17 protein-coding genes are annotated in these 17,364 nt (G+C 74.7%); 11 read left to right on the plus strand and 6 right to left on the minus strand.

Going from position 1 to position 17,364, the window contains the following annotated elements; all coding sequences use genetic code 11:
• Positions 1 to 19: 19 nt before the first annotated feature.
• The 3 genes from J2S44_RS36325 to J2S44_RS36335 are packed head-to-tail and all read right to left on the minus strand — an operon-like array spanning position 20 to position 940.
• The gene (locus tag J2S44_RS36325; RefSeq protein WP_310423768.1) at positions 20 to 466 is read right to left on the minus strand and encodes a DUF4396 domain-containing protein; all 447 of its coding nucleotides are present in this window, start codon (positions 464 to 466) and stop codon (positions 20 to 22) included.
• The gene (locus tag J2S44_RS36330) at positions 463 to 639 is read right to left on the minus strand and encodes a hypothetical protein (RefSeq protein ID WP_310423770.1); all 177 of its coding nucleotides are present in this window, start codon (positions 637 to 639) and stop codon (positions 463 to 465) included. The genes J2S44_RS36325 and J2S44_RS36330 overlap by 4 nt, the downstream gene beginning before the upstream one ends.
• Positions 640 to 667: 28 nt before the next feature.
• Positions 668 to 940 (minus strand): hypothetical protein, encoded by a 273-nt coding sequence (locus tag J2S44_RS36335; protein WP_310423773.1) that lies wholly within the window; start codon positions 938 to 940, stop codon positions 668 to 670.
• 64 nt (positions 941 to 1,004) lie between these two features.
• Here J2S44_RS36335 and J2S44_RS36340 point away from each other — a divergent pair, with 64 nt between their 5' ends.
• The 7 genes from J2S44_RS36340 to J2S44_RS36370 all read left to right on the plus strand — a co-directional run bounded on the left by J2S44_RS36340 (position 1,005) and on the right by J2S44_RS36370 (position 6,859).
• Entirely contained in the window at positions 1,005 to 1,910 is a 906-nt protein-coding gene (locus tag J2S44_RS36340) for a LysR family transcriptional regulator (RefSeq protein WP_310423776.1), read from the plus strand.
• A 32-nt stretch (positions 1,911 to 1,942) separates the two neighbouring features.
• The gene (locus tag J2S44_RS36345) at positions 1,943 to 2,557 is read left to right on the plus strand and encodes an RDD family protein (RefSeq protein WP_310423779.1); all 615 of its coding nucleotides are present in this window, start codon (positions 1,943 to 1,945) and stop codon (positions 2,555 to 2,557) included.
• 56 nt (positions 2,558 to 2,613) lie between these two features.
• Positions 2,614 to 2,916, plus strand: coding sequence for a GNAT family N-acetyltransferase (locus J2S44_RS36350; RefSeq protein WP_310423782.1), 303 nt, complete (start codon positions 2,614 to 2,616; stop codon positions 2,914 to 2,916).
• A gap of 87 nt (positions 2,917 to 3,003) precedes the next feature.
• Positions 3,004 to 3,351, plus strand: coding sequence for an ArsR/SmtB family transcription factor (locus J2S44_RS36355; RefSeq protein WP_310423787.1), 348 nt, complete (start codon positions 3,004 to 3,006; stop codon positions 3,349 to 3,351).
• Positions 3,348 to 3,800 carry an SRPBCC family protein gene (locus tag J2S44_RS36360; RefSeq protein WP_310423790.1) on the plus strand — a complete coding sequence of 151 codons (453 nt, stop codon included), beginning with the start codon at positions 3,348 to 3,350 and terminating at the stop codon, positions 3,798 to 3,800. Before J2S44_RS36355 ends, J2S44_RS36360 begins: the two co-directional genes overlap by 4 nt.
• The gene (locus J2S44_RS36365) at positions 3,787 to 4,143 is read left to right on the plus strand and encodes a nuclear transport factor 2 family protein (protein ID WP_310423792.1); all 357 of its coding nucleotides are present in this window, start codon (positions 3,787 to 3,789) and stop codon (positions 4,141 to 4,143) included. The genes J2S44_RS36360 and J2S44_RS36365 overlap by 14 nt, the downstream gene beginning before the upstream one ends.
• Before the next feature lie 61 nt (positions 4,144 to 4,204).
• Complete coding sequence (locus J2S44_RS36370) at positions 4,205 to 6,859, plus strand: glycoside hydrolase family 30 protein (protein WP_310423795.1); 2,655 nt, start codon at positions 4,205 to 4,207, stop codon at positions 6,857 to 6,859.
• Positions 6,860 to 6,884: 25 nt separating this feature from the next.
• On the opposite strand, the gene J2S44_RS36375 is transcribed toward J2S44_RS36370, so the two are convergent.
• From J2S44_RS36375 to J2S44_RS36385, 3 genes are all read right to left on the minus strand, one after another.
• Positions 6,885 to 7,286: a MerR family transcriptional regulator gene (locus tag J2S44_RS36375; protein WP_310423798.1), complete on the minus strand. Its 402-nt coding sequence runs from the start codon at positions 7,284 to 7,286 to the stop codon at positions 6,885 to 6,887.
• A 38-nt stretch (positions 7,287 to 7,324) separates the two neighbouring features.
• Positions 7,325 to 8,830 (minus strand): SulP family inorganic anion transporter, encoded by a 1,506-nt coding sequence (locus J2S44_RS36380; protein ID WP_310423801.1) that lies wholly within the window; start codon positions 8,828 to 8,830, stop codon positions 7,325 to 7,327.
• 241 nt (positions 8,831 to 9,071) lie between these two features.
• Positions 9,072 to 9,950 (minus strand): SDR family NAD(P)-dependent oxidoreductase, encoded by an 879-nt coding sequence (locus J2S44_RS36385; protein ID WP_310423805.1) that lies wholly within the window; start codon positions 9,948 to 9,950, stop codon positions 9,072 to 9,074.
• A gap of 102 nt (positions 9,951 to 10,052) precedes the next feature.
• Between J2S44_RS36385 and J2S44_RS36390 the strand changes: the two genes are divergently transcribed.
• The 4 genes from J2S44_RS36390 to J2S44_RS36405 all read left to right on the plus strand — a co-directional run bounded on the left by J2S44_RS36390 (position 10,053) and on the right by J2S44_RS36405 (position 17,345).
• Positions 10,053 to 10,886: a helix-turn-helix transcriptional regulator gene (locus J2S44_RS36390; protein ID WP_310423808.1), complete on the plus strand. Its 834-nt coding sequence runs from the start codon at positions 10,053 to 10,055 to the stop codon at positions 10,884 to 10,886.
• Positions 10,887 to 11,107: 221 nt separating this feature from the next.
• The gene (locus J2S44_RS36395; RefSeq protein ID WP_310423812.1) at positions 11,108 to 11,746 is read left to right on the plus strand and encodes a TetR/AcrR family transcriptional regulator; all 639 of its coding nucleotides are present in this window, start codon (positions 11,108 to 11,110) and stop codon (positions 11,744 to 11,746) included.
• A 1-nt stretch (position 11,747) separates the two neighbouring features.
• Positions 11,748 to 14,582, plus strand: a complete 2,835-nt coding sequence (locus J2S44_RS36400; RefSeq protein ID WP_310430094.1) for an AfsR/SARP family transcriptional regulator — start codon at positions 11,748 to 11,750, stop codon at positions 14,580 to 14,582.
• Positions 14,583 to 14,588: 6 nt separating this feature from the next.
• Positions 14,589 to 17,345: an AfsR/SARP family transcriptional regulator gene (locus tag J2S44_RS36405; RefSeq protein ID WP_310423815.1), complete on the plus strand. Its 2,757-nt coding sequence runs from the start codon at positions 14,589 to 14,591 to the stop codon at positions 17,343 to 17,345.
• Positions 17,346 to 17,364: the final 19 nt, after the last annotated feature.

A 17,364-nucleotide genomic window follows, 5' to 3' on the forward strand; every position in this document is an offset into this window, starting at 1 on the left:
TCGGGGCCGTCGGCGGTGGTCAGTGGTGGTGCGGCACGACGGCGTGGCCGCGACCGCGGGAGATGAGCCAGCGGTTGACCGGGACGGTCAGGACGAACGCGACGGCCAGCGCGAACGCGAGCGAGGCCCAGAAGACCACGGAGGCCGGGCCGGCGTCCATCGCGCCGGGGACGAGGAGCATGACGGCGTTGTCGACGATCTCCATGACGGCGATCGAGACGGTGTCGGCGGCCAGCGCGATGCTCAGCGCCGCGCGCAGACCGAGGTGCTGGGCGAGCAGCGGGCGCATGGTCAGCGCGTAGCCGAAGACGAACGCGAGCGCGACCGAGAGCGCGACGGTGCCGCCGGCGTGCCAGCCGAGCGCGGTGCCGATCACCATGCCGAGTATCTCGCCGATCGCGCAACCGGTGAGGCAGTGCACCGTGGCCTGAACGGCCGGCCGCCAGGGTGCCGTCGGATGAGTCATGCGTACCAGGATACCCCCAGGGGGTAGGCGGTGACACCGCCGGCGGGCGGGCCGGCGCCGAGCGGCGCGACCACCGCGGCACTGACCGGCGGGAGGATCGCGGCCCGGCGGGCGCGTGCCCGGCTGATCAGGGCGTGTGAACGGATCGACGGCAGGCCGAGGGAGATCGGCACGGCGGCGCCGCCGACTCGGGGAACGCGATCACGCGGCGGACGCCGCCGGGGTGAGGACGACGGCCGCGGCGGCGAACGGGCACGGGTCCGCGGCCGCCGCGATGCGGGCCGCCGACGCGAGGTGCTGGGACCGCGTGGCGCGGTCGGGCGGGGTGGTGGGTCCCGCCGATCCGGTGTGCTCCGGCGGGAGGGCGCGTCGCGGTGCCGCGGCGAGGTCCGGCGGCGCGGCGGCGACGGCCAGGGCGGCGGACACCAGCAGGGCGGACACGCCGAGCGAGAGGGAGTCGAGTGGTCGCAGCATGGCAGCCAGTCTGAGCGGGGTGGTGGGACTCCGCCAACGCGAGAGGCGGATGCATACTATGCGCGTGCCGCATAACGATCTCGGGTTGTTGCAGGAGCTGCGCGCGCTCGCGGTCCTGTTGGAGGAGCGGCACGTCTCGCGGGCCGCGGTCCGGTTCCACCTGAGCCAGTCGTCGATGAGTCGCACGCTGCAGCGGTTGCGCACCCGGTTCGGCGACGAGCTGCTGGTGCGGTCCGGCGCCGACTACGCGCTCACGCCGCGGGCCCGGGAGATCCAGCGCGAGCTCACGCTGCTGCTGCCCCGGCTGGAGAACCTCGTCGGCGGTCACGGCTTCGACCCGGCCACCGCGACCGGCGTCCTGCGGCTGATCGGCACCGACTACACCACCTCCACGCTCGGCCCGTACCTGCTGCCGGCGCTGTTCCGGGCCGCGCCCGGCCTGGAGATCCGGATCGAGCCGCGCGACCAGGACAGCTACGCCGACCTGGATCGCGGCCGGGCCGACCTGGCGTTCTCCGTGCTCCGGCCGGCCTCGCCACTGCGCTGGGAGCGGCTGTTCACCGACGACGTGGTGTGCGTGGTCGACCGCGACCACCCGGTCGGCGACCGGTTCACGCTGGACGGGTACCTCGCGATCCGGCACGTGGTCATCACGCTGGTCGACGGCGAACAGCCGATGATCGAGCGCTGGCTGCAGCGGCTCGGCCGGCACCGTACCGCGGCGGTGCGGGTGGCGTACTTCCACGCCGCGCTCGCGGCGCTGCCCGGCACCACGCTCGTCGCGACCGTTCCCCGCCGCCTGGCGACGCTCCAGGCCGCCGCCGACCCCCGGCTCCGCCTGGCCGAGGCGCCGGAGGACTTCGACGCGATCCCGTACGGCATGATCTGGCACGCCCGCCTGGACGCCGACCCGGTCCACACATGGCTGCGCGACATGGTCCGCGCCGCGGTGCGGGAGATGCCCGCCTGACCGGGCGTGCGGGGACCTGGTAGAAACGCGGCGTGAGTGATCAACCGCAGTACCCGCAGTACCCGCCGGCGCAGCCCGGCCCGCCCCCGGGACAGTACCCGCAGTACCCGGGCTACCCGGCGCAGCCGCCGGCGTACCCGGCGCAGCCACCGGCCTGGACCGACGGGGTCGCACCGGACGGCCGGCCGCTGGCCGACGCGGGACGGCGGCTCGCCGCCCGGCTCGTCGACAGCGTCATCTTCCTGGTCGCGGCGTCCGTCCTGGCGGGCGCGATCGGCGGTGGCCTGGTCGCGCTGATGATCGCGGTAGCCGGCGACGAGTCCCCGCTCGTCCCGATCGTCGCCGTCACCGCGATCGTGCTGGTCATGCTCGGCGTCCAGTACGTCCACGAGGTCGAGGTCCCGCTGCGGTGGCACGGCCAGACGCCGGGCAAGCGCATGCTGGGGTTGACGATCGCCTCGCTCGACCCGCACGCGCCGCTGACCCGCGGCCGGCTGACCTACCGGTGGCTCGCCACGCTCGGCTTCTCCATCCTCTCCAACTGCTACGTCGGTCTGATCGACCCGCTCTGGTGCCTGTGGGACAAGCCCTACCGCCAGTGTCTCCACGACAAGCCGGCCCGCACCGTCGTGGTCCGCCTGCCGTAGCCGGCCGCGGTCACGTCGCGCGTCACCGGGAACCGGCGGCGTGATTGGATGGCCGGGTGACGTACACGGTGACCGACCTGCCCGACCGCGAGCGCTTCGAGGCGCGCGACGCTTCCGGAGCGCTCGCCGGCGTGCTGACCTATCAGGTCACCGGGCCGATCATCGCCTGCACGCACACCGACATCGAGCCCGGCTTCGAGAACACCGGCGTGGACGCGGCGCTGGCGCGCGCGGTCATGGACGACGCGCGCGCCCGCAACCGCACGGTGGTGCCGATCTGCCCGCTGCTGACCGCCTGGCTGGACAAGAACCGCGGATACGACAAGATCGTCGTTCGCTCCACCCGCCGGGTCAAGTAACGCCCACGTCGGCGCCCCGACGCATGCGTCCGCCTCTTTTTACAAACATGTCTTTGTTAAAGCATCTGTTTGTATTAGGGGCGGACCATGCCTCCCGCACCCGCGTCCGCGCAACCCGACCTCGATGCGGCGTTCGCCGCGCTCGCCGATCCGGTGCGCCGGGCGCTCGTCGGCCGGCTGGCGCGCGGCGACGCGACGGTGACGGAGCTGGCGGAGCCGTTCGCGCTGACCCAGCAGGCGATCTCGCACCATGTCGGGGTGCTGCGCCGGTGCGGGCTGGTGGAGCAGCGGCGGGACGGGACCAGGCGGCCGTGCCGGTTGCGGGCCGACCGGCTGGCGCAGCTCAGCGACTGGATCGAGGATCAGCGGCGGGTCTGGGCCGACCGGCTCGACGCGCTCGAGCGGCACCTCGCGGACGACGGGCCGGCGCGATGAGCGCGCGGCTGCGCGGCGACGAGCTGATCGCACGCCGGTGGCTGGCGGCGAGCCCGGAGCGGGTGTGGACGGCGTTCACCACGCCGGCCGGCATCGCGGCCTTCTGGGGCGGCGCGCACGCGGTCGTACCGCCCGGGTCGGTGGCCGTCGATCTGCGGCCCGGCGGGGAGTTCGCGCTCGACACGCGCGCGCCCGGCGGTGCGACGCGGCGGCTCCGGTTCGTCTACGTCAGCGTCGCGCCGCCGCGTGAGCTCGTCTTCGACGAACCGGTCACCGGTCTGCGCTCCACCGTCACGATCCGGCCGGACGGCGACGGCGTGGAGCTCACGGTCCACCAACGCGGCCTGCCGCCCGAGCTGCGCACGACGCGGGCGGCGAACGGCCTCGCCTCCATCCTCGAGGCGCTCACCATCCACCTTCGGAACGGAGAAGCCGATGACCCGGCGTGAACTCGTGGAGCGGTACTTCGACGGCTTCCGGGCCGGTGACCACCCGGCGATCCTCGCCACGCTGCACGACGACGTGGAGTGGGTGATCCACGGGCACCGCACCACGCGCGGCAAGGACGAGTTCGACGGCGAGATCGAGAACCCCGGGTTCAGCGGCTCGCCGGTGCTGGACGTGCGGCGTGTGCACGAGGCCGGCGAGGCGGTGGTCGTGCTGGGCGAGGGGCGTGGCGTCAGCGTGGAGCACGGGCCGTTCCGGTTCGCGTTCAACGACGTCTTCACGTTCCGCGGCGACCTGATCGCGCGCGTCGACTCCTACGTGGTCCCGCTGACCGGAGAGCGTTGACACGTGATCGACGACGCGTGAACATTGACGGCGCCGAATCCGTGCCGAGCCGGGAGCCGCCATGACCGTTCGCCGACGTCTGCCGGCCCTGATCGCGGCGGTGGCCGTGACGCTCCCGCTCGCGACGGCGGTCGTGACGCTCCCGCTCACGGCCGCGGCGCACCCGCTCACGGCGCTCCCGCTCACGGCCGTGGCGCACCCGGCGAGCCGCGTGCCGGAGCTGCGCCACGACGATCCGGCGATCGAGTGGCGGCAGATCGTCGCCGACGGTGACGACGTCGAGCGGCGGCCGGACGGCACCGCGTTCAACACGTTCGGCGGCTTCGGCGCGGTCTCCTGCAACAACACGTCCAAGCTGCTCCTGGACTACAAGGCGAAGCATCCGGACGCGTACTGGCGGATCATGCGGTTGCTCTTCGACCCGGACGACGGCGCCGGTCTGGGGCACATCAAGGTCGAGCTCGGCGCGGACAGCAACAGCTCGTCCGGCGCCGAGCCGGCCACCAAGCGCAGCGCGGACGAACCGGCGAACGTGCTGCGCGGCGCCGGCTTCCACATGATCGCCGACGCGCTGCGGATCAACCCGGACGTCGAGGTCGAGGCGCTGCGCTGGGGTGAGCCGTCCTGGACCGGCAACGACCGGGCCAAGCGGTACCGGTGGTACAAGGAGACGATCGACGCCGCGTACGACACGTTCGGCGTCGAGTTCGACTGGATGAGCCCGGCGCAGAACGAGGTCCGGCACGCCGCCTACCAGGAGTCGGAGCTGGACTGGACGGTGCAGTTCGCGAAGTGGCTGGCGCGGGACGCGGCCGCGCCGGACGCGCGCTACGACTACCGGAAGATCAAGATCGTCGCGCTCGACTCGTACCGGGACGGCAACACGGTCGCCGGCCGGATCCTCGCCGACCCGGAGGCGCTCGCGCACGTCGACGCGCTCGGCTTCCACTACGACATCGTGGGCGGGCCGAACGTGACCCGGCTGAACAAGGAGTACGGGATGCCGATCCTGTACTCCGAGGGCGTCGCGCCGATGATCGACCCGCAGTACCGGCTGGCCGCGGACCCGGCCCGGGGCGGCATCGGCGGCACGGTCGGTGCCGTGGACATCGCCGACCGGTTCATCAACGCGTACCGGTGGAGCGGCGCCGGCGCCGACCCGGCGCACATGACCACGTTCCTGTTCCAGCCGGCCGTCAGCGCGATGTACGAGGGCACGCAGTACTCGCCGAAGCACCTGATCCGCGCGTCCGACCCGTGGTCCGGCTACTGGGAGGGCGACGTCGGCCTGGTCGCGGTGCGCCACTTCCACCAGTTCATCGGCAAGGGCTGGACGTACGTGGAGGGCGCGACCGGCGGCGACGGCACCAAGGGCGACGGCGGCACCACGGTGGACAGCTCGACCCGGACCGTGCTCACCGCGCGCAGCGACACGCAGTGGACGCAGGTGCATGCGAACAACACCGGCACCGACCGCTACTTCGAGGTCCGGGCCGCGGACCTGGGCCCCCGCGGCCGGTCGCTGCACGCCTGGCTGACCCGCGGCCCGGACGCCGGCCAGCCGCACGACGCACGGTACTTCCAGCACATCGGCCGCTACGCCCCGGCCAGCGACGGGGAACACGACGTCTACCGGGTGCGGGTGCCGGCGTACTCGATCCTCACGCTCTCCACGCTGCCGCACGGCGTGCACGGCCGCACCGCGCAGTACCGGCCCGGCGACTTCGCGCCGCGCGCCCGGGACGAGATCCTCCCGCTGCCGTACCGGGACGGGTTCGCGCGGCCCGGCACGCCGCTGTACACCGCGGACCAGGACGGCGCGTTCGAGGTGACCGACGGCGTGCTGCAACAGCAGATCCACGCGCACAACCGGGGGTACGTGTGGAACGTCTGGGGCGACGGCCGGCAGGACGTGCCGTCCACGGCCGCGCCGTCGACCGTGCTCGGCGACCACCGCTGGGCCGACTACACCGCCACCGTGGACATCCGGCTGGACCCGGTCGACCGCGACCCGGCGCTGCCCAACGTCGCCGGGCTCGGCGTCCGGCAGGTCTACGCCCGCGGCGGTGACCAGGCCACCTACGCCGCGCGGCTGTACGAGGACGGCCGCTGGGAACTGCGCCGGCTCGACGCGGTGGTCGCGTCCGGCACGGTGGCCGGCTGGGACGCCACCGCCTGGCACCGGCTCTCCGTCACCGCGCGCGGCACCGAGATCGGCGTGACGCTCGACGGCGCCCGGCTCACCTCGTGGACCGACACGTCCGGCGCCCCGGTGCTGGCCGGCCGGATCGCGCTGGTCAGCGGCTACTACAACACGCGGTTCGACAACCTCGCGGTGACGCCGGTCCGTGGCGGCGAGTGGGCGTCGGAGAAGATCGACGACGCCGACCCGCGGGTGCGCTACCCCGGCGGCTTCACGTTCGTCCAGGCCGGGTTCGCGCACCTCAACCGCACGCAGCACGTGCTCGCCCCCGGCCGGTCGATGGCGCTGGACCTCACCGGTACCGGGTTCCACCTGTTCGGCGCGACCGGCGCGGCGACGCTGGAGGTGCGGGTCGACGGCGAGCCGCCCCGCATCGCGCAGGCCGGTCCGGCCGGCCCGCGGCAGGCGTCGTACTGGCTCCGCGACCTGCGGAAGGGCCCCCACCGGGTCACGGTGACGGTGCTCAGCGGCACCCTCACGCTGGACGGCGTCGACGTGCTGGGCGGACGCTGAACCCCCGCGGGCGTACGCGCGGGGGTCAGGACGCGAACCGGTCGACCTGCTCCTGGATCTGACCGGCGAAGCCCTCGGCCATCGCCAGCTGGTCGCGCAGCGCCTGGACCCGGGCCTGCGCGGCCTCGTGGAACGTGTGCAGCCGGTCCAGCAGCGCGGCCCGCTCGCCGGCGCCGGGCGGGGGATCGGCGGCCAGCGCGTCCAGCACGTCGAGCAGGTCGCGCATCTCCTCGAGCGTGAAACCGAGCGGCTTCATCCGCTTGACCACGGCCAGGCGGGCCAGGTCGGGCTCGCTGTACAGCCGGAACCCGCCCTCGCTGCGCGCCGAGGGGATGACGAGACCGGCCTCCTCGTAGTGCCGGATGGTCCGGATGCTCAACCCGACCCGCTCGGCCGCCTCGCCGATCTGCATGTGCCGTCCCGTCATGGTCACCAGTGTGCCGGGTGCGGCGCGCCGGCCCGCCGTCAGTGTGCGGCGGAGAGCCGGCCGGCCAGGTTGCCGTGCATCAGCGCGCTCTCCTCGTTCAGGCCGACGATCTCCACGCGTTTGCCGCGCGCGGCGTACTTCGTGGTGATCGCGTCCAGCGCGGCGACCGAGGACGCGTCCCAGATGTGCGCCTCGGACAGGTCGACGACCACGGTGTCCGGGTCACCGGCGTAGTCGAACTGGTAGACCAGGTCGTTGCTGGAGGCGAAGAACAGCTCGCCGCGCACGGCGTAGACGCGGGTGTTCCCGTCCGGGCCGGGCGCGGCCGTGACCGTGGTGAGGTGCGCGACCCGCCGGGCGAAGGTCACCATGGCGGCCAGCACGCCGAGCACCACACCGATCGCCAGGTTGTGGGTGACCAGCGTGGCGGCCACGGTGACGCCCATGACGACCAGCTCGCCCCACGGCATGCGCCGCAGCGTGGCCGGGGCGACGCTGTGCCAGTCGAACGTCGCCACCGACACGACGATCATCACGGCGACCAGCGCGGCCATCGGGATCACCGCGACCACGTCACCCAGCGCCACCACCAGGACCAGCAGGAACGCGCCGGCCAGGAACGTCGACAGCCGGGTCCGGGCACCGGACGCCTTCACGTTGATCATCGTCTGGCCGATCATGGCGCAGCCGCCCATGCCGCCGAAGAAGCCGGTCACGATGTTCGCCACGCCCTGGCCCCACGACTCCCGGGTCTTGTCCGAGTGCGTGTCGGTCACGTCGTCGACGAGCTTCGCGGTCATCAGCGACTCCATCAGGCCGACCAGGGCCATGGCCAGCGCGTACGGTGCGATGATCGTCAAGGTCGCCCAGCTGTACGGGACGTCCGGCAGCGCCGGGACCGGCAGGCTGTCCGGCAGCGCGCCCTCGTCGCCGACCGTGGGGACGGCGACGCCGGCGACCACGGTGAACGCGGTGAGCGCCACGATCGCGATCAGCGGCGCCGGCACCGCGGTGGTCAGCCGCGGCAGGAGGACCATGACCGCCAACGCGATCGCGACCAGCGGATAGACCAGCCACGGTACGCCGATCAGGTGCGGAACCTGCGCCGTGAAGATCAGGATCGCGAGCGCGTTGACGAAGCCGACCATCACGGACCGCGGGACGAACCGCATCAGTCTCGCCACGCCGAGCAGCGCGAGCACGATCTGCAGCACGCCGCCGAGGAGCACGGCCGCGATCAGGTGGTCGAGCCCGTGCTCCGCCACCAGCGGCGCCACGACCAGCGCGACCGCGCCGGTGGCCGCGGAGATCATGGCGGGCCGCCCACCGGTGAACGCGATGGTCACCGCCATCGTGAACGACGCGAACAGCCCGACGCGCGGATCCACGCCGGCGAGGACGGAGAACGAGATCGCCTCCGGGATCAGCGCGAGCGCGACCACCAGCCCGGCCAGCACCTCGGTGCGCAGCACCGCGGGGGAGGACAGCCATGCCGGGCGGGACGGGCGCGAACCGCGCGCGGTCGCAGAACGGGGCGAGGACATCTGACTCATCTCTTTCCGGGCACGCGTCCGCGTGCGGGCGCTCCCGCCGGGCGGCGGGAGCGCCGGTCGTGCAACGGCACCCGCACGGGCACCGGCGGCGAGCCGGTGCCCGGATGGCGCGGTCGCGTCGAGGGCCGGCGGCCGCTCCCCGGACCCGCCGTCACCCTACTCTCCCGAGAGGGGAGAGTTGCGCGCTTCCCCGGGGTGTCGATGATCACGAGACCTCGCCCGGCCGCGCCGGTCAGGCGGGGACGGCGAGCAGGTGCGCGGTGGCCTCCCAGAGGCGGCGTTCGCGGGCCCGGTCGTGCGCGACCGGCTTGGCCTCGATGACGTGGTCGCGGAGCACGAAGGCGCCGTCGCGCAGATGCGCCCAGCGGTCGTCGAGCGCGACCGATGCCAGCGCGGGCCCGGACCGTTCCGGGTTCGCGACGCCGGGGAACCGGCCCAGCGCGCGACCGACGGCCCGGGCCGCGGGCGGCGCGTCGCGGCCGAGCGCGGTGCCGGGCATCCAGCCGGGCTCGAACACGGTCACGCCGATGCCGGGGGCGACGTGCCGCTGCAGTTCGTGGGCGTAGTAGAGGATGGCGAGCTTGGCGTTGGAGTAGGCGACGCCGGGCGGGTCGTCGGACGGCCGGGCCAGGTCGAGCGGGTCGCGCCAGCGGGCTTCCGCCACATTGAGGAGCCGCCGCCAGATGTTCTGGTGGTACGTGTTCGAGCCGAGCAGCACGATCCGGGCCGGCGCGGTCAGCGTGGTGTGCAGGTCCGCGACGAGCTGCGCATGGGCCAGGTAGTTGACCGCGAACGTCAGTTCGTGGCCGTCCGCGGAGGTGCGCCGGGTGTCGCCCGACATCAGGCCGGCGTTCGCGATCAGCGCGCGCAGCGGGCGTACCGTGCCGGTGTCGATCAGGTTCTTCGCGGCGGCGGCCGCGGCCCGCACGTCGGCGAGCCGGGACAGGTCGGCGGTGAGCTCGTGCACCCGGGCGCCGCGGTCGCGTGCCTCGCCGGCGACCGCGGACAGGTTGCGGCCGACGAGCAGCAGGTCGGCGCCGCGGTCGGCGAGCGCGAGCGTGGTGGCCCGGCCGAGGTTGCGGGACGGGCCGGTGATCAGTACGGAGGTCATGTCCCGAGCGTCGGCCCCGGGGCGGGGCGCAGGCAGCCGTCCCGTTGTCGTAGGACTGCCGGGGCCAGGACAGCCGGCGGCCCGGCGCGCAGACTGGAGCGCATGGAGTCGTGGGAGTTCGGCGCGATGCTGCGGCGCTTGCGGGACCGGGTGGCTCCGGGGAAGGTCGGCGTCCCGGTGGGTCGGCGGCGGCGCGCGGCCGGGCTGCGCCGGGAGGAACTGGCCGCGCTGGCCGGGATCTCCGCGGACTACCTCACCCGCCTGGAGCAGGGCCGGGCGACCGCGCCGTCCGCGCAGGTGGTGGAGGCGCTGGCCCGGGCGCTGCGGATCGGCGACGCCGAGCGTGACCTGCTCTACCGGCTGGCCGGGCACGCGGCGCCGGGGCGTGACGTGCTGCCGTCCCGGGTGCCGCCGAGCGTGCAGCGGCTGCTGGACCGGTTGTCCCACACGCCGGTCGTCGTCTACGACGCGAGCTGGACGCTGGTGCTGGCGAACGCGCCGTACGACGCGCTGATGGGGGAGACGACGGCCTGGCGCGGCCTGGAGCGCAACGCGATCTGGCGCCACCTCACCGGCCGCAACACCCGGGTGGTGCACGCCGCGCAGGAGCGGGCCCGCCTGGAGGCCGGGCTGGTGGCGGACCTGCGGCTGACCGTGTCGCGGTACCCGGCGGACCGCGCGCTCGCGAGACTGGTGAACGAGCTGCGCGCCTGCCCACGGTTCCCGGAGCTGTGGGACGCGGACCCGCCGGCCGAGGGGCCGGCCCGGCAGAAGATCATCGAGCACCCCGCGGTCGGCCGGATCGCACTGGACTGTGACACGCTGGTCGTGGCCCAGGACGACCTGCGGATCATGGTCTACACGGCCGAGCCGGGCACCGAGGACGCGGAGCGGCTCGCGCTCGTGACCGTCCTCGGCACCCAGAGCCTTGTCTGACGTCACGCCGCGGATCTGCCGGTGGCCGGGACGATCTCACCGTGACGGCGGTGCGGCCCGCAGAACGGCGTTTTCGCAGGCAGGAAGATCATCGCTTGGCAACCGGTCACCGTGCGTGTCCATACCGTTCGTCGCGGGCGCAAGCCGGATAGGCGACAGAAATCGATATATCAGACTTCGCTGGAGCCGGTCTCCAGTGAACCGACCTAGACTCGCGCGTTATGAGCACCACCCAGGCGGGACCAGCGCGGCGCAGCCGTCGTGCCGGGTACACGGCCGCGACCCACCGATCCATCCTCGAGGCCGCCCGCCGCCTGTTCCGCGAGCGGGGTTACTTCGCGGTCAAGGTCGAGGAGGTGGCCCGCGCCGCCCGGGTCTCGCCCGCGACCGTCTACGCCGTGGCCGGTGGCAAGGCCGGGCTGCTGCGCTCGCTGATGCGGTTCTGCGCGGCCGCGCCCGCGGTCACCGCCAACCTGGAGCTGATCGACCGCGCCGACGACCCGGGCCGCATCCTGGACCTGGTCGCGGACACCACGCTCGACATGCGCCGCGAGTGGGGCGACGTGCTGCGCGTCATCATGGCCACCGCGCCGCACGAGCCGGCCGCGGCCGCGTCGCTGGCCGAGGCGACCGACCGGTACCGTTCCGGCCTGCTGCTGGCCGCGAAGCGCCTGGCCCGGCTCGGCGCGCTGCGCGCCGGCGTCGACGTGCCGCACGCGGACGCGCTGCTCTGGTTCTACTTCGGATACTCCTCGCTGTTCACGCTCGTCGACGACCTGCACTGGAGCGACGGCGACGCGGTGGCCTGGCTGCGCACCGCGGCCGCGGACGCCCTCCTGGACCCGGCACCCGGTGTCTGAGATGTGGCTGCAGGTGCTCGGCCCGGTGCGGGGCCGCCGGGACGACGTGGAGCTGGAGCTCGGCCCGCCGCAACAGCGCACGCTGCTCGCGGTGCTGCTGGCCGCGGCCGGTGAGCCGGTCGGCATGGCCACGATCCTGGACGTGCTGTGGGGCGACGCGCCGCCCACCGCCGCGGCCGCCACGGTCCAGCAGTACGTCAGCCGGCTTCGCAAGATCATCGAACCGGACCGGCCGGCCCGTGACACCGGCGGGCTGCTCCGGCGCACCGCCGGCGGCTACCAGCTGGCCGCCGGCGCCGACCAGGTCGACCTGCTGCGCTGGCGCGCGCTGATCCGGGACGCCCGCGCGCTCCACGGCACGGACCGGGTCGCCGCCGGTGCGATGTTCCGGGAGGCGTTCGCGCTCTGGACCGGTCCGGCCGCGGCGAACCTGCCGCCGGAGGCGCGCGGTCACCCGGTCTTCGCCGGCCTGGACCGCGAGCACGTCACCACGCTGGTCGAGGCCGCCGACGACGCGGTGTCCCGCGGGTTCGGCGCCGCGCTGGTCCCGGCGCTGGACCGGGCCGCGGTCTGGCACCCGTTCGACGAGGGCGTGCACGCGCAGCTGCTGCGGGCGCTGGCCGCGGCCGGCCGCCGCGCCGACGGGCTGCGCCGCTACCGCGAGGTCCGCGACCGGCTCGTCGGCGAGCTGGGCATCGAGCCCGGCCCGCTGCTGCGGGCGGCCCACCGCGAGCTGCTGGCCGAACCGGAACCGGCGCCGCTCGTCCACGAGAAGCCCCAGGTGGTACGCCCCGCGCAGCTGCCCGCGGACCTCGGCTCGTTCTCCGGCCGGGACGTCGAGCTGGACCGCCTCGACGCACTGGCCGAGGGCGCGATGCCGCTGGTCGTGGTCGGCGGGCTGGGCGGCGTCGGCAAGACCGCGCTCGCGCTGCGCTGGGCGCACCGGGTGATGTCCGACTACCCGGACGGCCAGCTCTACGTGGACCTGCGCGGGTTCGCGCCGCGCAACCCGCCGCTGTCGCCGGTCGAGGCGCTGCACGGGTTCCTGGAGGCGCTGGGCGTGCCCCGGTCGAATCAGCCGGCCACGCTGGACGGTCTGTCCGCGCTGTACCGCAGTGTGCTGGCCGGCCGGAAGATCCTGGTGGTGCTGGACAACGCGCGCGACGACGAGCAGGTCCGGCCGCTGCTGCCCGGCACGGCCGGCTGCGCGGTCGTCGTCACCAGCCGCAGCTACCTCGGTGGGCTCGCGGTCGACGAGGGCGCCCGGTCGGTCGGGCTGGACGTGTTCAGCGACGCCGACGCCTACCGCTACCTGCGTTCCCGGCTCGGCAAGGAGCGCGTCGACGCGGAACCGGAGGCGGCCGCCGAGATCATCGAGGTGTGCGGCGGGCTGCCGCTGGCGCTGGCGATCTGTGCCGCGTGGACGGAACGCAGCCCGGCGTTCACGCTCGGCACGGTCGCGGCGGAGATCCGGCGGCGGGCCGGCCTGGACGCGTTCGCAGGCGTCGCCACCGGCCGGGACGTGCGCGCCGTCTTCTCCTGGTCCTACCGGCGGCTCACGCCCGGCGCCGCGGAGCTGTTCCGCCGGCTCGGCCTGCACCCCGGCGGCGACGTCGCGCTCGGCACCGTGGCCAGCATCGCCGGCCGCGGCACACCGGAGACGCTCACACTGCTGGCCGAGCTGGCCGACGCGCACCTGATCTCCGAACTGCGGCCCGGCCGGTACGGCGCGCACGACCTGGTCCGGGCGTACGCGGCCGAGCTGGGCGAACCGGCCGAACGGCAGGAGACGCTGCGCCGCACGCTCGACCACTACCTGCACTCGCTGCTGGCCGGCGCGCAGCTGGTCAACCCGCTGCGCACGCCGATCGACACCGGCGGGATCGCGGACCGGGTGCGGCCGTTCACGCCGCGCGACACGGACGAGGCGCTCGCCTGGTTCGGCGAGGAACGGGAGAACATCTCGGCCGCGATGGACGCGGCCGAGCAGCACGGCCTCGACCCGTACCTGTGGTATTTCGCCTGGGGTCTGAACGGCTACCTGATGGACCAGCTCGGCCGGTGGGACGAGGTGATCCCGGCGGCCCGCCGCGCGCTGGCCGCGGCCGAGCGGCAGAACTCGCTGTGGTGGCGCGGCTACCTGCACAACGCGCTCGGCATCTGCCACCACCGGTTCGGCGACTACGCGGAGGCGTACCGGCAGTGGTCGCTCGCGGTCAAGGCCGGCCGGGAGGCGGACGACCCGGTCCGCACCGGCATCGGCCTGGCCGGGATGGCCAGCACGCTCACCGACAACGGCCGCTGGCCGACCGGCGACGAGATCGAGCGGGCCGCCGCGTTCGCGGACGAGGCGGTCGCGCTCTGCGGGCACCTGGACCGGGACGCGCCGCCCGGGCGGCCGGACCCGTACACGGTGCGCGCCCGGGAACTGCTCGGCATCTGCGCCGAGTTCTTCGCGCTGCGGATCCTGCACCGCACCGGCGACGTGGAGGCGGCCGCGGCCGAGCTGCGCCGCGGCATCGAGATGCACCGCGGCGTCGGCAACTGGGCGCGTGAGGGCTGGGGCTGGGAGCTGCTCGGCCGCATCTACCAGCACGTCGGCCAGGACGCGGAGGCGATCGAGGCGTACGAGCGAGGGCTGGCCCTGATGCAGCGCTGGCAGTGGAGCGGCACCGAGGTGCTGGTCTCGCTCGCGGCCTGCCACGCCCGGCTCGGCGACCGGGCGGCCGCGGCCCGGCTGCGCGCCCGCGCCCGGCGGCTCGCGGACGGCGTCTACCACGCCTACGCCGACCAGCTGCGTGCCCGGCTGGACGCCTACGAGACGGCCGAGGGCTGAGTCGGCGTGCCGGTGTGGTTCGAGGTGCTGGGCCCGATCCGCGGCCTGCGCGACGGCGTGGAGTTGCCGCTCGGCTCGCCGCAGCAGCGCGTGCTGCTGGCCGTGCTGCTCACGGCCGCGGGTGAGCCGGTCGCGGCCGGCGTGATCTCCGACGTGCTCTGGTCCGGCGACCCGCCGCAGGCCGCGGCCGCGACCGTGCAGCAGTACGTCAGCCGGCTGCGCCGGGTGGCTGGCCCGATCGGCCGGACCGCCGCCGGGTACCGCCTCGACGTGGACTCGGACCTGCGCCGCTACCGCACGTTCCTGGGCCAGGCGCGCGACCTGGCCGCGGCCGGGCGCACGGCGGCCGCGGTGGACGCGTACGCGGCCGGGCTCGGGCTGTGGACCGCACCGGCCGGCACCGGCCTGCCGGCGGAGGCCCGCGCCCACCCGGTCTTCGCCGACCTGGACCGCGAGCACGCGGCCGTGCTGGCCGAGGCCGCGGACGCCGCGCTCGACGCCGGGCGGGGCGCCGTGCTCGCCCCGGTGCTGGAGTGCGCGGCCGGCTGGCACCCGTACGACGAGGGTCTGCAGGCCCGGCTGCTGCGCACGCTCGCCGCGGCCGGCCGCACCACCGACGCGCTCGACCACTTCCGCGCCGCCCGCGAACGGCTCGTCGGCGAGCTGGGCATCGAGCCCGGCCCGCTGCTGCGCGACGCGCACCGGGCGGTGACCGCCCCCGCGGTCGTCCGGCCCGCGCAGCTGCCCACGCCGCCGGTCACGTTCACCGGCCGGACCGCGGAGCTGGCCCGGCTGGACGCGATCGCCGGCCCGCGCCCGCTGGTGCTGGTCGGTGGCCTCGGCGGCGTCGGCAAGACCAGCCTGGCGCTGCACTGGGCGCACCGGGCCGCGCCGCGCTACCCGGACGGGCAGCTCTACGTGGACCTGCGCGGGTTCGCGCCCAGCGGCGTGCCGCTGTCGCCGGTCGAGGCGCTGCACGGGTTCCTGGAGGCGCTGGGCGTGCCCCGGTCGAATCAGCCGGCCACGCTGGACGGTCTGTCCGCGCTGTACCGCAGTGTGCTGGCCGGCCGGAAGATCCTGGTGGTGCTGGACAACGCGCGCGACGACGAGCAGGTCCGGCCGCTGCTGCCCGGCACGGCCGGCTGCGCGGTGCTCGTCACCAGCCGCAGCTACCTCGGTGGGCTCTCCGTCGACGAGGACGCGCGGTCGGTCGGGCTGGACGTGTTCCGGGACTCCGACGCGCTCGGCTACCTGCGGTCCCGGCTCGGCGCCGCGCGGGTGGACGCGGAGCCGTGGGCGGCCGCGGAGATCGTCCGGGTGTGCGGCGGGCTGCCGCTGGCGCTGGCCATCTGCGCGGCCTGGGCCGAGCGCAGCCCGGCGTACACGCTGGCCACGGTCGCGGCCGAGCTGCGCCGGCGGGACGGGCTGGACGCGTTCGCCGCCGTCAACGTCGGCCGGGACGTGCGTACCGTCTTCTCCTGGTCCTATCGGCGGCTCGGCGCGGACGCGGCGGAACTGTTCCGGCGGCTCGGCCGGCACCCGGGGCCGGACGTGCCGCTCGCGACCGCGATCAGCGCGGCCGGCCGCACCTCGTCGGAGACGCTCGGCCTGCTCGCCGAGCTCACCGACGCGCAGCTGCTCAGCGAGCCGCGGCCCGGCCGGTACGCCGCGCACGACCTGGTCCGGGCCTACGCGCTGGAGATCGCCGCGGACGACCGGGAGGGCGACCTCGTCCGGATCCTCGACCACTACCTGCACTCGGTGATCGCGGGCGCGCGGCTGACCAACCCGTACCGGCGGCAGCGTGATCCCGGCACTCCCGCAGCCGGTGTCGTGCCGTTCACGCCGGTGGACGTGCCGGACGCGGTCGCCTGGTTCGACGCGGAGCGGGAGAACCTGAGCGCCGCACTGGACGCGGCCGACCGGGCCGGGCTCGACGAGTACGTGTGGCTGCTCTGCTGGGGCATGAACGGTTTCCTGCTCGACCACCTCGGCCGCTGGGACGAGGCGATCCCGTTCGCCCGGACCGCGCTGGCCGCCGCCCGCCGGCGCGGCGACGTGTGGTGGCGCGGCTACCTGCACAACGTGCTCGGCAACTGCTACCACCGGGCCGGCGACCACGAGCAGGCACACCGGGAGTGGTCGCTGGCCGCGGCGGTGGGCCGGGAGTCGGGCGACCCGATCCGGATCGCGATCGGGCTCGGCGGCATGGCCTCCGTCCTCACCGAACGCGACGAGTGGCCGGACGGCGACAGCATCGAGCGGGCCGCCGGGTACGCGGACGAGATGCGCGCGCTGCTCGCCGACATCGACCGGGCCGGGCCGCCCGGCCGCGCGGACGGCCGCACCACGCACGCCCGCGACCTGATCGGGTTCACCTACCGGCAGACCGCGCTGCGCGTGCTGCACCGCACCGGCGACGTGGAGGCCGCGGTCGCGGAACGGGCGGCCGGGATCGCGGTGCACGAGAGCATCGAGAACTGGTTGCAGGTGCAGAACGGCTGGCAGCAGATCGGCCGGATGCGCGAGCACGCCGGTGATCCGGACGGCGCGGTGGAGGCCTACGAGAAGGCGCTGTCGCTGGGCCGCAACGACGAGTGGATCACCGTGGAGCTGCTGGCCCGGCTGGCCGGCTGCCACGCGCGCCTCGGCCACGAGGGCGCGGCCGCGCACTGCCGGGCCGGCGCGCTGGAACGCCTGGACGGCGTCTACCACCCGTCCGCGGACCGCCTCCGCGCGCTGCTGCCGCCGCCACGTCCGTGAACCGGGGCGCGGCGGCGGG

The sequence above is a fragment of the Catenuloplanes niger genome (assembly GCF_031458255.1).
Lineage (GTDB): Bacteria > Actinomycetota > Actinomycetes > Mycobacteriales > Micromonosporaceae > Catenuloplanes > Catenuloplanes niger.